The sequence below is a fragment of the Salinisphaera aquimarina genome, from assembly GCF_042643355.1.
GTDB lineage: Bacteria > Pseudomonadota > Gammaproteobacteria > Nevskiales > Salinisphaeraceae > Salinisphaera > Salinisphaera aquimarina.
This window is the reverse complement of the sequence record NZ_JBHRSS010000004.1, coordinates 181,715-195,736: the sequence shown is the minus strand read 5'-3', so window position 1 is coordinate 195,736 and position 14,022 is coordinate 181,715. Positions and strand designations below refer to the sequence as shown.

The window sequence follows — 14,022 nt, the reverse complement described above, 5'->3', positions numbered from 1 at the left end:
GTTCGGGGACGCAAAATGCTCAGTCAGGAACTGCAAACCGCTCTCGATGCTGCCTTCATGGTGGCGCGGCGCCAGCATCACGAAATGCTGACGGTGGAGCATCTGCTGATGTCGCTGCTGGATAATCCGGCGGTCATCGAGGTGCTGGAATCCGTGAACGCGGATATCGCGCGTCTCGAGCGCGAACTCAAAAGCTATATCGACACGCATGTGCCGATGGTGCCCGCCGGTGAGGACCATGAAGTCCAGCCGACGCTGGGGTTCCAGCGCGTGCTCCAGCGTGCCGTCTATCACGTGCAGTCGTCGGGCAAGAAAGAGGTCACCGCCGTCAATGTGTTGATCGCGATCTTCTCCGAGCAGGAATCGCACGCCGTCTATCTGCTCAACGAGCAGGAAGTCACGCGGCTCGACGTGGTCAATTTCGTCTCCCACGGCATGTCCAAGGCCGACGGCGAGAACGCCGAGCAGAATGCGACCACCGAAAAAAGCGCGGAAGAGGGTGGCGACGGCAAGTCGGCGCTCGAGCTGTACGCGACCAATCTCAACCGCAAGGCGGCCGAGGGCGATATCGATCCGTTGATCGGGCGCGATCACGAGATCGAGCGCGTGATCCAGACGCTGTGCCGGCGTCGCAAGAACAACCCGCTGCTCGTGGGCGAGGCCGGTGTCGGCAAGACCGCGATCGCCGAAGGCCTCGCGCGTCTGATCGTGCAGGACGAGGTGCCCGAGATTCTCAGCGAAAGCGTGATCTATGCACTCGACCTGGGGGCGCTGATCGCCGGCACCAAGTATCGCGGCGATTTCGAGAAACGGCTCAAGGGCGTGCTCTCCGAACTCGGCAAGCAGCCCGGTGCGGTGCTCTTCATCGACGAAATCCACACCATCATCGGCGCCGGCGCGGCATCGGGTGGCGTGATGGACGCCTCGAACCTGCTCAAGCCCAAGCTCGCATCGGGCGAGTTGCGCTGCATGGGCGCGACCACCTACCAGGAGTTCCGCGGCATCTTCGAAAAGGATCGTGCCCTGGCACGCCGTTTTCAGAAGATCGACGTGCCCGAGCCCAGCGTGGCCGAGACAGTGCTGATCCTGCGCGGTCTCAAGGATCGCTTCGAGGAACATCATCAGGTGCGCTATACCCAGCCCGCGCTGGAAGCGGCCGCCGAGCTGTCGGCCCGGCATATCAACGACCGGCATCTGCCGGACAAGGCCATCGACGTCATCGACGAAGCCGGTGCGCGCCTGCGTCTGCGGCCGTCGGGCAAACGCCGCAAGACGGTTCAGGTGCGTGATATCGAGGACATGGTATCGCGTATCGCGCGTATCCCCTCCAAGGCGGTCTCGCGCGACGATCGTGACGTGCTCAAGACGCTCGAGCGCGATCTCAAGCTGGTGATCTTCGGCCAGGACGAGGCTGTGGGTTCGCTGGCCAGCGCGATCAAGATGTCGCGCTCCGGGCTCGACAATCGCGACAAGCCGATCGGTTCGTTCCTGTTCGCCGGCCCTACGGGTGTGGGCAAGACCGAGGTCACGCGTCAGCTGGCGCTGCATCTGGGTGTCGAGCTGATCCGTTTCGACATGTCGGAATACATGGAGCGGCATACGGTGTCGCGCCTGATCGGCGCGCCGCCCGGCTACGTCGGTTTCGACCAGGGCGGGCTGCTGACCGAGGCGGTCACCAAGCAGCCGCATTCCGTGGTTCTGCTCGACGAGATCGAGAAAGCGCATCCGGATATATTCAACCTGCTGCTACAGGTCATGGATCACGGCACGCTCACCGACAACAATGGCCGGCAGGCGGATTTCCGCAACGTGGTTCTGGTGATGACGACCAACGCCGGCGCCGAGCAGATGGCCAGCCGCGGCATTGGTTTCAATCCCAGCGACAACAGCACGGACGGCATGGAAGCCATTCGGCGTGGCTTCTCGCCGGAGTTCCGCAATCGCCTGGATTCGATCATTCAGTTCTCGCCGCTGGAAGGCGACGTCATCGAACGTGTCGTCGACAAGTTCCTGCTGCAGCTGGAAGCGCAGCTGGAGTCCCGCGGTGTGGAACTGATCGTCGAGCACGAAGCCCGGCACTGGCTGGGCGAGCGCGGCTACGATGCAAAGATGGGCGCACGCCCGATGGCCCGTGTGATCCAGGAGCACATCAAGAAGCCGCTGGCCGAGGAACTGCTCTTCGGCCGCCTCGAAGGCGGTGGACAGGTGGTGGTTCGTGTCGACGGCGACGAACTGCAGCTGGATGTATCGCCCAAGGAAACCGCCGAAGCCTGACATCGGCCGGACGACGACAAAGGCGGCTTGCCTAGCGGGCCGCCTTTTTTGATGATGTGCCTGTTTTCGCGTGAGCCGGCTGCTATTCGACCGTAACGCGATTGACTTCGGCCAGACTCAGCGCACCGGTGCGCACCTTGTTCAGGCCGGCGGCGCGCAGGTTGATGACGCCATCGCTCTCGGCCTGGCGCTCGATGTCGTTGGCATTGCCGCCTTCCATGATGATCTGACCGATCTCTTCGGTGACCGGCATGACCTGATAGATGCCGACGCGTCCCTTGTAGCCCCGGGTGCAGCTGTCACAGCCGTCTGGGTTGGCCTCAAAGATGCTCAGACTCTCGAGTTCGTCTTCATGAAAGCCTTCCGCGATCAGTTCCTCGCGCGGAATGCTGGCGCTGACCTTGCACTGGGTACACAGGCGACGGGCGAGCCGCTGGGCGATGATCAACGATACCGAAGCGGCGATGTTGTAGGCCGGCACACCCATGTTGACCAGGCGCGTAAGCGTCTGCGGGGCATCGTTGGTATGCAACGTGGATAGCACCATGTGGCCTGTTTGCGCGGCCTTGATGGCGATCTCGGCCGTTTCCAGATCACGAATCTCACCGACCATGATCACGTCCGGATCCTGGCGCAGGAAGGCGCGCAGGCAGGCGGCGAATGTCAGCCCCACTTTGGGATGCACGTTGACCTGGTTGATGCCGGGCAGGTTGATTTCGGCCGGGTCTTCCGCGGTGGAGATATTGCGGTCGTCGGTGTTGAGAATATTGAGCGCGGTATAGAGAGACACGGTCTTGCCACTGCCCGTCGGGCCGGTGACCAGCACCATGCCGTAGGGACGCTGGATCGTTTTCTCGAACAGTTCGCGTTGATCGGTTTCATAACCCAGCGCCTCGATACCCATCTGGGCACTGGTCGGGTCCAGAATACGCAGCACGATCTTCTCGCCATGCAGGGTCGGGCAGGTCGATACACGAAAGTCGATGGCGCGATTCTTGGATAGATTGAGCTTGATCCGCCCGTCCTGGGGCACGCGACGCTCGGCCAGGTCGAGTCGGGCCATGACTTTCAGCCGTGCGGAAAGCCGCATGCCGAGATTGGCCGGCGGTGACGCGACCTCGGTGAGCACGCCGTCCTGGCGCAGACGCACACGGAATTTCTTTTCGTAAGGCTCGAAATGAATATCGGATGCGCCGCGGTGGATGGCGTCCAGCATCACCTTGTTGACGAAGCGCACGACCGGCGCATCGTCCGTATCGGCACGGTTGACGTCCGAGCCATCGCCTTCACCCGCGGAGTCGACGGTGAGGTTGTCCAGCGAGACATCGTCGAGACCGGCCATTGCGCTGTCGATAGCGCTGAAGGCGTTGTCGATGGCGCGGGCGAGCTTGTCCTGTTCGACCAGCACCGGCTCGATATTGAGGCCGGTATTGAACTTGAATTCGTCCAGGGCCGCCAGATCGGTGGGATCGGCCACCGCCACGAACAGATTGCGTCCACGCTGAAAGATCGGCAGCACGCCGTGTTTGCGGATCAGCGACTCCGAGACCGCCTTGATCGGCGCCTGGGCGAGGTCCACGGCGCGCAGATCGAGCAGCGGCATGGAGAACTCCTCGCAGGCCGCCTTGGCGAGCACGGCGGCACTGAGCGCGCCGCGGGCCACCACCTGGGCCACGAAAGACTCGCCATCGCGCACGGCCTCGCGCTGGATGTCGAGTGCCTTGTCCGCATCGATCAGTCCGTCCTCGACCAACTGTCGAGCCAGGCCGCCAAGTACGGGGGTCCCGACGTTACCGCGTGTTGTTGCCATAAGCTGTTCCGTGAATTCTGCCGTCAATCAATCCGGTCTGAGCATGGGCGTATCCGGTTCGAGCGTGTGGTCGCGCAATCGCCTTGAACTGCAGATGAACCGGGCGTCTGGTTGTGCGCGATCTTACGGATTCTAAGGCTATTGTCGCCACGGTACCATTCCACGTCATATCGACGCCGTATCCACACGAGGGCAACTGCATGAAGAATATTTTCGAAGCCTTGCGCGAGAGTCACGACAAGCAACGCCGTTTACTGGCCGAATTGACCGATACCCACGGGGATACCGACAAACGCGAAGGCCTGTACGCCGCGGTCAAGGCAGAACTGGCGCACCATGCGGCTGCCGAAGAGAGACATTTCTACGTTCCGCTGATGGAGCACGATCAGACCCAGGAGAAAGCCCGTCACAGCGTGGCCGAGCATCACGAGATCGATGAACTGATCGAGACGCTGGACGCCACCGACTACAGCTCGCCGGGCTGGCTGGTATCGGCCAAACAACTCGAGCATCTGGTCACCCACCATCTGGATGAGGAAGAACAGGAAGTGTTCCAGCAGGCCGGCAAGGTGCTCGGCGCCGATGCCAAGACGGATCTGGCGGCCGCGTACGATCGGATGATGGAAGATCAGCGGGCCGATTGAAGCGACGGACGTGTCGCAGTTGGGTACAAGCCGGCCCGCGCTGCGCGGCCGGTTTTTTTGGTTTTAACCATGGCGGCTTGGGGGCGGGATTGATGTCCCTACCCGACATCGGGCATCTACCGAATCTCCGCGGCCTCTATTCCGACGCCGCCTGTTTATCACGGTCGCGTGATATCTCGTATTTCAGCTCTCGTTATGCTCCAGGTTGAACCGCCGCGTGCCCGGCCGGGGCCGATCGGCTGAATACTCCGGCACCGATGAGTCGCGCCGGGCATCGAGCAAGGCTCCCGTCGGATCCGGTGGTCGACGACTGCCGCAGCGTGGGCGCGAGGAGGGCACAACGTACTCAACAGCGGCGAAATCAACGGCAGCCTGTTCGACGGCGAGGGCAACGTCACCGATAGCCGCACAACCGGTCTGGCGCCGACCATCACCGGGTTCCGACTGTATGCGAGCGGGGCAATGACCGGTATTCCCGGCTCGGAGCAGACGCTCGGCGGCGAGGCGATATCCGCCTGTGCGCAGCTATCCGTCAACCCGGCGGGGCATACGCTGGCCGTTACTGAACGTTTTGCCCCGCCGGCCGCCCTGTCGCAACAGACGAGCGACAACGAGCGGCTCGACGACGAAGGCGTGATCGTAACCATTGCGATCAAACGTCCACCGGCCCGGATACGGATAGCGATTCCGTCGCCATGGGCGCCAGCGGTATCTCGTTCAGCCGCGACAGCGCCTATCGGTATCAGCTGAACTCGAACAACGGCACGATCAACGCGTTTGGAAACAACGGCGACGGCGCGCTTCGGGCCCGGCGGTGGCGAGGCAAGGCCAATCGGTCTCGCTGCCAGCTAAGGCGCATATCCCGCGGCTACGGCAGTTCCGGGTCATGGCGCAAGTGCGGTGACCGGATGTTTTTGGCATCCGGGAAACTCGGTTTAGCCTTATGAATGGCGGGTTCACGCAAAACGCGCCCGTCTCATGTCTGCTGGTCTGGGGGTCGGCTATTGCCGTGTCGCCATTGCGGCCATGGGGCAGGGCGACGACGAAATGATGCTAGATGGTCGGGGTAGCAGGATTTGAACCTACGACCTCCACGTCCCGAACGTGGCGCTCTACCAAGCTGAGCTATACCCCGATCTAGTGTCGGCGCTGGACCGAGAAACGGGCCAACGCGACGAGTGCTTCCTTGGCGGGTGACTCGTCGAAAACGTCGAGGGCGGCGATCGCGATCTGCGACTCCTCCTCGGCGCGGCGGCAAGTGTATGCCATCGCCTGAGTGGATTCAATCGCTTTCACGATAGAATCGAGTGCATCGAGGTCGCCCTCGCGGACCGCCTCGCGTATCGGGGCTGCCGTGGTGGCGTCGAGGCACGACAGGGCGCGGATCAGCGGCAGCGTCGCCTTGCCCTCGGCAAGGTCATCGCCGACGTTCTTGCCGTAGCCGCCGTCACCCTGGCCGTAGTCGAGCGCGTCGTCGATCACCTGGAAGGCGATGCCCAGATGGCGCCCGTAATCGGCCATGGCCTGTTCCTTCGCCGCGTCGCAGCCGGCCAACTGGGCCGCCAGGCGACAGCCGGCGGAGAACAGGCTCGCCGTCTTGCGGTCCACCACATCGAGATAATCGGCTTCGGCGAGATCCGGGTTGTGGCTGTACATGAGCTGCATGACTTCGCCTTCGGCGATGCGATTGGTCGCATCGGCCAATACCCGCATGATGTCGAAGGACTCGAGTTCGACCATCATCTGGAATGCGCGCGAATACAAGAAATCGCCGGTCAGCACGCTGGCATCGTTGCCCCACACCGTGTTGGCGGTTTCCCGGCCGCGCCGCAGCGTGGACTCGTCGACGACGTCGTCGTGCAGGAGCGTGGCGGTATGGATGAACTCGATGATGGCGGCGAGCAGATGGTGCTGTTCGCCGTCATAGCCGCTCGCGCGGGCGGCCAAAAGCACGAGCGCGGGGCGTAAGCGCTTGCCGCCGCTGGCTATTATGTATTCGCCGAGCGTATTGATCAGGACGACATCTGAATTCAACCGCTGACGTATGATCGCGTCTACCGCGCGCATATCGTCTTCGACCGGCTTGAATAGCGGCTGGATATTCATGTCGTGGGGATCGTGAAAACAGCGGCAAACTTAGGCGCGCGCTCTATTTCTGTCAAGGTGATCTCTCGCCGGACAGTGTCATTGACCGGATACGGTTTAGAACGTATCATTCGCGATCTTTAAACGGGCGTAAAGCCCATGTAATCACGCGACGTGGAGTCAGCATGCACGCGGTAATTCGCACTGGCGGAAAACAATACAGAGTGGCAGAGGGCGATATCCTGCGTGTCGAAAAGCTGGACGGCGATGCCGGCAGCAGTATCGATATCGCGGATGTGCTGTTGATCTCGGACGGCGACAACGTTCAGATCGGCGCCCCGTTGCTCGAAGGCAAGGCTATCTCGGCCGAGATCATCAAGCATGCCCGCGCCGACAAGATCGAAGTGATCAAGTTCAAGCGTCGCAAGAAGTATCGGCGTACGCAGGGTCATCGTCAGCACTACACCCAGCTCAAGATCACGTCGATTCCGGGCGCCTGAGCGGCGACCGACGACTCATTGCGGACAGGTTAGAGGACTTATTCCATGGCACATAAGAAAGCAGGCGGCAGTACTCGCAACGGTCGCGATTCCGAATCGAAGCGCCTCGGCGTCAAGAAGTTCGGCGGTCAGGTCGTACAGGCCGGCAACATCATCGTCCGTCAGCGTGGCAACAGCTTCCACGCCGGCACGGGTGTCGGCACCGGTCGTGACTACACGTTGTACGCGCACGCCGACGGCGTCGTGAACTTCGCTGTCAAGGGCCCGAACAATCGTCGCTTCGTGTCGATCGTCCCGGCCGAGTAACGAGCGCGCGTAATCGCGCAAGAAGCCTCGCCTAGGGCGGGGCTTTTTTGTGTCTGTATGATTTGAAGCATCGGCCAACCGGGATCGATGTACTTAGCGGGGCTGTGCAAGCGTCATGAAATTCGTCGATGAAGCCAATCTGCGTGTCGAAGCGGGCGACGGAGGGCACGGCTGCGTGAGTTTCCGGCGTGAGAAATATGTCCCCTTTGGCGGTCCGGACGGCGGCGACGGTGGCGATGGCGGCAGCGTTTATCTCGTGGCCGACCATAATCTGAACACGCTCTACGATTACCGGGTCAATCGAGTATACAAGGCTCAGCGCGGCGGCAACGGTGCCGGCAAGGACCGCACCGGTGCCAAGGGCGAAAGTCGTTACCTGCGCGTACCCATCGGCACGCTGTGCTTCTCCCGTGAAACCGACGAACTCATTGGCGATCTGACCGAGAACGAGCAGACCGTTCGCGTCGCGCAGGGCGGCTATCACGGCATGGGCAACGCCCGTTTCAAGTCCAGCACCAACCGCGCGCCCCGCAAGACCACGGACGGCACGCCGGGCGAGATCCGGGAACTGCGTCTCGAGCTCAAGCTGTTGGCAGACGTCGGCTTGGTGGGTCTGCCCAATGCGGGCAAGTCGACGCTGCTGGCTGCCGTATCCGGCGCGCGCCCGCGAATCGCGGACTATCCGTTTACCACGCTCACGCCCCAGGTCGGTGTGGTCGGCGTCGGGCCTCTGCGAAGCTTCACGCTCGTGGATCTGCCCGGGCTGATCGAGGGCGCGGCCGAAGGCATCGGCCTGGGCCATCGTTTCCTGCGTCATATCCAGCGTACTCGGTTGCTGTTTCATATCGTGGATTTACTGGACGCGGAAGGCCGCGACGTGATCGAGCAGATTCAGACCATCGAGGCCGAACTCGAGCAGTTCAGCCCGGAACTGGCATCGCGCCCGCGCTGGATCGTGCTGAACAAGACCGAACTGGTGGACGCCGAGGAAACCGCCGAGCTTTGCGAGCGCGTACGTACGACCCTCGACTGGCAGGGGGCCTTGTATGCGGTATCCGCTATTCGCCCGGACAGCCTGAATCGGCTGCTGGGTGACGCCATGGATTACCTGGAGTCCGAAGCGGCAGAGCGCCGGGCAGCCAGCGACGCTGAAGACATGGATTCCGACGATGATCACGAATCGTGATCAGCTAGCAGGGCGCCGGCGCTGGGTCGTCAAGATCGGCAGCGCTCTGCTGACTGCCGACGGGCGCGGCCTGGACCCCGAGCGACTGCAGAACTGGGCTGCACAGATTGCGGCACTGCATGCGCATGGCTGCCAGGTGGTGCTCGTGTCTTCGGGGGCGGTGGCGGAAGGCCTGGCCCGGCTCGGCTGGCCCAAACGGCCGGCGAGCCTGAGCGAGGTGCAGGCAGCGGCCTCGGTCGGCCAGGCCGGGCTCGTGGAGGCCTACAGCCGATGTTTCGAACGTCATGGCATCAGAACCGCGCAGGTTCTGCTCACCCATGAGGACGTGGCCCATCGTGGTCGTTATCTCAACGCGCGCAGTACGCTCCTGCGCCTGCTCGAACTCAAGGTCATTCCGATCGTCAACGAAAACGATGCGATTGCGACGGACGAGATCCGAGTCGGCGACAACGACACCATGGCGGCCCTCACCGTCAACCTGCTCGACGCCGACGGGCTCATCATTCTTACCGATCAGGCCGGCGTATTCGATTCCGATCCACGCCGGAACCCGCAGGCCCGGCTCATCGACCAGTGCGAAGCACACGATCCGGCGTTGCTGGACGGGGCCGGCGCGACCGGCGGTGCGCTCGGGCGCGGCGGCATGCGCACCAAGGTGCTGGCCGCGCGCCAGGCCGCCGATTCCGGCGCGGTAACGCTGATCGCGGATGGCCTGGAGCCGGATGTCCTCGCACGTCTTACCCGCGGACAGCCGGTGGGCACGCTGTTGTTGCCGGGCCAGCGCGCGAAGCGCGCAGCGCGCAAGAACTGGATCGCGGGCCAGCGCCGCGTACGGGGCTCGGTGCGTATCGATGCCGGCGCCGCGCGTGTTCTGCGTACCGCGGGCCGCAGTCTGCTGCCGATAGGGATCACCGCGGTCGAGGGCGAGTTTCGCCGCGGCGATCTGGTCGCCTGCGTCGACGCCGAGGGCGATGAGATCGCGCAGGGTCTGGCCAACTACGATGCCCGCGAGGCGCGCCTGCTGATCGGTCAATCCAGCGAGCGAATTCAAGGGCTGCTCGGCTACGGCGGCGAGGCGGAATTCATTCACCGCGACAATCTGGTGGTATCCCGCGAGCACTGACGTGGCAGCATCATCATCGCGGCAGCGTATTCATGTGCGCCGTAAACGACACCCACAAAAAAGCCCGCATTAGCGGGCTTTTTGCACAGCCAGCCCTATGCTGGCCGCGTCAGACGAGAACTAGGCCTGAGCGGCCATCGCCTTGATCTGAGCATTCAGGCGCGACTTGTGACGCGCGGCCTTGTTGCGATGAATCTGGCCCTTGCCGGCCATGCGGTCGATCACGGGAACAGCTTCCTTGAATACAACCTGCGCCTGCGTGGCATCGCCATCGGCAATCGCTTTCTGCACTTTCTTGATGTGCGTGCGCACCAGCGAACGCTGGGCGACGTTGCGCTCACGACGGGTAACGGCCTGAAGGGCACGTTTGCGGGCTTGGGCAGAATTCGCCACAGACAGCTCCTGAATAAAAAACGGATAGATGAATCTCTACAAGCGCGCGATTATTGTGATTTCGGCCCGCGTTGTCAACCTCTGATCTGCGCGAGGCGGTGACCGGCAATCGATCCAGCGTTCCGCCGGCCGCGGCCGGTGCGGCGTACTTTCGGCTACCCATGCAATACCGCTATAGTGCGCCGCGTTTCCTTTAAGTTGCGGCTTTCGAATGGCATCGCTTGCTAAATCCACGAGCACGGTCGGTGTGATGACGTTGTTGTCGCGCGTGCTCGGGTTTCTGCGCGACGTGATTCTCGCCGTATTGTTCGGCGCTGGCGCCGGTATGGACGCATTTCTGGTTGCGTTCAAGATCCCCAACTTCATGCGTCGGCTGTTCGCCGAAGGCGCGTTCGCGCAGTCTTTCGTGCCGGTGCTCTCGGCCACGCGAAGCCAGGATACCGGCGACGACGTTCAGAACCTTGTCGACGTGGTGGCGGGCACTCTCGGCGTGATTCTCATCGGGGTGACCGTGGTGGGCATCGTCGCGGCTCCGGTATTCATTTATATATTCGCGCCGGGTTTCGCCGGTCAGACCGCGCAATTTGATCTTGCCGTCGACCTGTTGCGGCTGACGTTTCCGTATCTGCTGTTCATATCGTTGACCGCGTTTGCAGGCGGCATCCTCAATACCTACGGGCAGTTCGCCGTACCCGCGTTCACGCCGGTATTGCTCAATATCTGCATGATCGGGGCCGCGGTATTGCTGTCGCCGGTATTCGAGCGACCTGAAATCGCGCTCGCGATCGGCGTGCTCATCGCGGGAATGGCGCAACTGGCGTTCCAGGTGCCGTTTCTGGTGCGCCTGCAACGCCTGCCACGACCACGCTGGGGATGGCGTGATGCCAAGGTCCGGCGGATCCTGCGGCTGATGCTGCCGATCCTGTTCGGCTCCTCGGTGGCGCAGGTGAATCTGATGCTGGATACGATCATCGCGTCGTTTCTAGCGGCGGGCAGCGTGAGCTGGCTGTATTACGCCGATCGTCTGATGGAGTTTCCGCTCGGTGTGTTCTCGATCGCGATTGCCACCGTGATCCTGCCGAGCCTCGCCGCGCGCCATGCCAGCAAATCGAGTACGGAATTTTCCGATACGCTGGACTGGGCTTTGCGTCTGCTGGTCATTGTTGGGCTGCCCGCCATGGTCGGGCTGTTCGTGCTCGCGGGCCCGCTGGTCACCACGTTGTTCAATTATCGCTCGTTCAACGGTCATGACGCGCTCATGAGTCAGTATGCGTTGATGGCGTACGCGCTCGGATTCATGGGTTTTTCGCTGGTCAAGGTGCTGGTCACCGGATTTTTCTCGCGCGAGGACTCGCGCACGCCGGTGCGCTGCGGGGTCATTTCCATGGTGAGCGCGATGATCCTCAATCTGATCTTCGTCGGCCTGTTTACATGGTGGGATCTGCCTGCACCGCATGCGGGTCTGGCGTTGGCCACATCGCTGGGCGCGTTCATCAATGCGGGCCTGCTGTATAGAAATCTGCGCCGCGACGGCGTATTCGTGCCCAGCGCGTCCTGGCGCCGGCTGTTGGTCCAGGTCGGCCTGGCCTGTGTGGCGATGGGGGTGGTGCTGGGTATCGGCGCCGCGGATCTGTCGGTGTGGATAGAGCGCGGGGCGCTCCAGCGTGTGGCGTGGCTGCTGGGATGGATTACCGGCGGCGTGGTCGTCTATTTCGCGGTGCTGGGGGCGCTGGGCGTGCGCCCGGTCGATTTCACCATGGTCGAGCCCAGCTGATGCGCGTCGTGCGCTCGATCCGTCATATGCGGCCACTGACCGGCGGCTGCGCGCTGACCATCGGCAATTTCGACGGTCTGCACTTGGGGCACCGCGCCATTATCGATCATCTACGCGAACAGGCGGCGGCCCATGCCGTGCCCAGCGCCTTGATGTGCTTCGAGCCCATGCCGCGCGAATTCTTCGATCCGGTCAACGCACCGCCGCGGCTATCGTCGCTGCGCGAGAAGATGCAGAGCGCGCGCACGCTGGGCATCGACATCTTCATATGTGCCCGTTTCGACGCGCAATTCGCGGCCCTGTCCCCGAGCGCCTTTCTCGAGGAATTGATCGGCGCGCGCCTCGACGCACGCTATGTGCTCGTCGGCGAAGACTTTCGTTTCGGCAAGGCCAGGGCAGGCGACGTAGGCACGCTCCGAGCGTTTGCCGACGCGCGAGGCATCGAAGTCGCTCCGCTACCGGAAGTGTGCCTGGATGACGCACGGGTCAGCTCCACGCGTGTACGCGAGGCACTGGCGGCCGGCGATACCCGCCAGGCATCGCGTCTGCTCGGGCATGCGTACTGGATCGGTGGGCGCGTGATCGCCGGCGAAAAGCTGGGGCGCACGCTGGGATTCCCAACCGCGAACATCCGGCTTGCCCGTAAACCGGCGCCGCGCTACGGCGTGTATGCCGTGTGGGTGTACTTTGCCGACGGGATGCGCCGGGCCGGCGCCGCGAGTTTCGGTGTGCGTCCCACGGTCAACGGCCGCGAGCCGCTGCTCGAGGTTTATGTGCTCGATTTCGACGGCGATTTATACGGCCAGCGCATTGACGTATCCTTTGAAGTATTCATTCGCGATGAAGAGCGTTTTGACTCGCTGGATGCGCTCACCGAACAGATGCACCGCGACGTCGATCAGGTGCGCAAGGTCCTGCAAGAGCAACGACAATCATGACCCCATCTCCAGACAAGGCCGTATCGCACGAACGCGGTTTCCAGTTGCAGAACGCGCACTGGCTGTGGCTTTCGGCCATCGTCATCGGGGCCGATCAGGTTACCAAGCAGTTGGTGGTGAACAATCTCGAGTTGTTCGACCGCATTCATCTGTTCGATTGGCTCAACCTCTCGCGGATGCACAATACCGGCGCGGCATTCAGTATTTTTGCGGGCGCCACGCCATGGTTCTTTGTCGCGCTCAGCGTCGTGGTCTCGATCGGTATTCTGGTCTGGATGCGCCGCCATCCGCACGGAGAGCGCCTGGTAGCCGCGTCGTTCGCGCTCATCCTCGGCGGCGCGCTCGGCAACGCGATTGATCGCGCCACGCGCGGGTTCGTGATCGATTTCGTCGATTTTCACATATCCGGCTGGCATTACCCGGCGTTCAACATTGCCGACAGCGCGATCGTGCTTGGCGCGATCCTGCTCGGGCTGGACATGCTTTGGCCTCGCCGGCGCAACACGGGTGAATCGGACTAACCGCCGCTCGGTGGCGGAGCGCGCCGGGGAGAGTCGTAGTCTCGCTTACCAGCAGTCCTGACTGGCCTGGCTCGTGGCCGCTGTCCCGTTGGCGGTCTTCTGGCCGGCCTGGTTGATGGACAGAGTGCGGCAGTCGTCGTTCACCTGGTCACCGCGGGCGGTCGCGGTAATCTCGAACTGCTGGTTGTTGGTACCGCTTACCGTAGCACTGAGATCGTAGGCTTCGTTCTCGGTGCGCGTGGGCATGCCCAGTCCGCCGTTGCCGAGTGTCGCCGTGTACTGATACTGCGATGTATAGAAGCGCTCCTCGCGATTGGCTGCCTGCAACAGAAGACTGTGTGCATCCGAGCGGCGCGCCTTGCGAACCTGATTGATATAAGTCGGATAGGCGATGGCCGCCAGGATGCCGACGATCGCCACGACAATCATCAACTCGATGAGGGTGAAACCACGTACGCGTGTACTCAT

General features: G+C 62.6%; 14 protein-coding genes and 1 tRNA gene. 10 read left to right on the top strand and 5 right to left on the bottom strand.

What is annotated here, in order from left to right:
- Positions 1-15: 15 nt before the first annotated feature.
- Positions 16-2,274: an ATP-dependent Clp protease ATP-binding subunit ClpA gene (clpA, locus tag ACFOSU_RS11250; RefSeq protein WP_380689621.1), complete on the top strand. Its 2,259-nt coding sequence runs from the start codon at positions 16-18 to the stop codon at positions 2,272-2,274.
- A gap of 82 nt (positions 2,275-2,356) precedes the next feature.
- On the opposite strand, the gene pilB is transcribed toward clpA, so the two are convergent.
- Positions 2,357-4,084: a type IV-A pilus assembly ATPase PilB gene (gene pilB, locus ACFOSU_RS11245; protein WP_380689619.1), complete on the bottom strand. Its 1,728-nt coding sequence runs from the start codon at positions 4,082-4,084 to the stop codon at positions 2,357-2,359.
- A gap of 200 nt (positions 4,085-4,284) precedes the next feature.
- On the opposite strand from pilB, the gene ACFOSU_RS11240 reads away from it, so the two are divergent.
- A complete protein-coding gene (locus tag ACFOSU_RS11240; protein WP_380689617.1) occupies positions 4,285-4,728 on the top strand; it encodes a hemerythrin domain-containing protein in 444 nt (147 codons plus the stop codon).
- 462 nt (positions 4,729-5,190) lie between these two features.
- Positions 5,191-5,478, top strand: a complete 288-nt coding sequence (locus ACFOSU_RS11235; protein ID WP_380689615.1) for a hypothetical protein — start codon at positions 5,191-5,193, stop codon at positions 5,476-5,478.
- A gap of 308 nt (positions 5,479-5,786) precedes the next feature.
- Here the strand turns inward: ACFOSU_RS11235 and ACFOSU_RS11230 are convergent.
- A tRNA-Pro gene (locus tag ACFOSU_RS11230) sits at positions 5,787-5,863 on the bottom strand.
- Positions 5,864-5,865: 2 nt separating this feature from the next.
- A complete protein-coding gene (locus ACFOSU_RS11225) occupies positions 5,866-6,834 on the bottom strand; it encodes a polyprenyl synthetase family protein (RefSeq protein WP_380689613.1) in 969 nt (322 codons plus the stop codon).
- Between the two features lie 164 nt (positions 6,835-6,998).
- Between ACFOSU_RS11225 and rplU the strand changes: the two genes are divergently transcribed.
- The 4 genes from rplU to proB all read left to right on the top strand — a co-directional run bounded on the left by rplU (position 6,999) and on the right by proB (position 9,928).
- On the top strand, positions 6,999-7,313 hold the full coding sequence (gene rplU / locus ACFOSU_RS11220; RefSeq protein WP_380689611.1) for a 50S ribosomal protein L21: 315 nt from the start codon (positions 6,999-7,001) through the stop codon (positions 7,311-7,313).
- Between the two features lie 45 nt (positions 7,314-7,358).
- Positions 7,359-7,619: a 50S ribosomal protein L27 gene (gene rpmA / locus ACFOSU_RS11215; protein ID WP_380689609.1), complete on the top strand. Its 261-nt coding sequence runs from the start codon at positions 7,359-7,361 to the stop codon at positions 7,617-7,619.
- A gap of 115 nt (positions 7,620-7,734) precedes the next feature.
- Complete coding sequence (gene cgtA / locus ACFOSU_RS11210) at positions 7,735-8,805, top strand: Obg family GTPase CgtA (protein ID WP_380689607.1); 1,071 nt, start codon at positions 7,735-7,737, stop codon at positions 8,803-8,805.
- Positions 8,789-9,928, top strand: coding sequence for a glutamate 5-kinase (gene proB / locus ACFOSU_RS11205; RefSeq protein ID WP_380689605.1), 1,140 nt, complete (start codon positions 8,789-8,791; stop codon positions 9,926-9,928). Before cgtA ends, proB begins: the two co-directional genes overlap by 17 nt.
- Before the next feature lie 120 nt (positions 9,929-10,048).
- On the opposite strand, the gene rpsT is transcribed toward proB, so the two are convergent.
- Positions 10,049-10,321 carry a 30S ribosomal protein S20 gene (gene rpsT / locus ACFOSU_RS11200; RefSeq protein WP_380689603.1) on the bottom strand — a complete coding sequence of 91 codons (273 nt, stop codon included), beginning with the start codon at positions 10,319-10,321 and terminating at the stop codon, positions 10,049-10,051.
- 211 nt (positions 10,322-10,532) lie between these two features.
- On the opposite strand from rpsT, the gene murJ reads away from it, so the two are divergent.
- From murJ to lspA, 3 genes are read left to right on the top strand one after another with little or no spacing between them, the layout of a single operon-like run.
- Positions 10,533-12,095, top strand: coding sequence for a murein biosynthesis integral membrane protein MurJ (gene murJ, locus ACFOSU_RS11195; protein ID WP_380689601.1), 1,563 nt, complete (start codon positions 10,533-10,535; stop codon positions 12,093-12,095).
- Positions 12,095-13,033 (top strand): bifunctional riboflavin kinase/FAD synthetase, encoded by a 939-nt coding sequence (locus tag ACFOSU_RS11190; RefSeq protein ID WP_380689599.1) that lies wholly within the window; start codon positions 12,095-12,097, stop codon positions 13,031-13,033. The genes murJ and ACFOSU_RS11190 overlap by 1 nt, the downstream gene beginning before the upstream one ends.
- On the top strand, positions 13,030-13,554 hold the full coding sequence (gene lspA, locus ACFOSU_RS11185) for a signal peptidase II (RefSeq protein ID WP_380689597.1): 525 nt from the start codon (positions 13,030-13,032) through the stop codon (positions 13,552-13,554). Before ACFOSU_RS11190 ends, lspA begins: the two co-directional genes overlap by 4 nt.
- Positions 13,555-13,599: 45 nt before the next feature.
- Here the strand turns inward: lspA and ACFOSU_RS11180 are convergent, their stop codons facing one another.
- The gene (locus tag ACFOSU_RS11180; RefSeq protein WP_380689595.1) at positions 13,600-14,022 is read right to left on the bottom strand and encodes a type IV pilin protein; all 423 of its coding nucleotides are present in this window, start codon (positions 14,020-14,022) and stop codon (positions 13,600-13,602) included.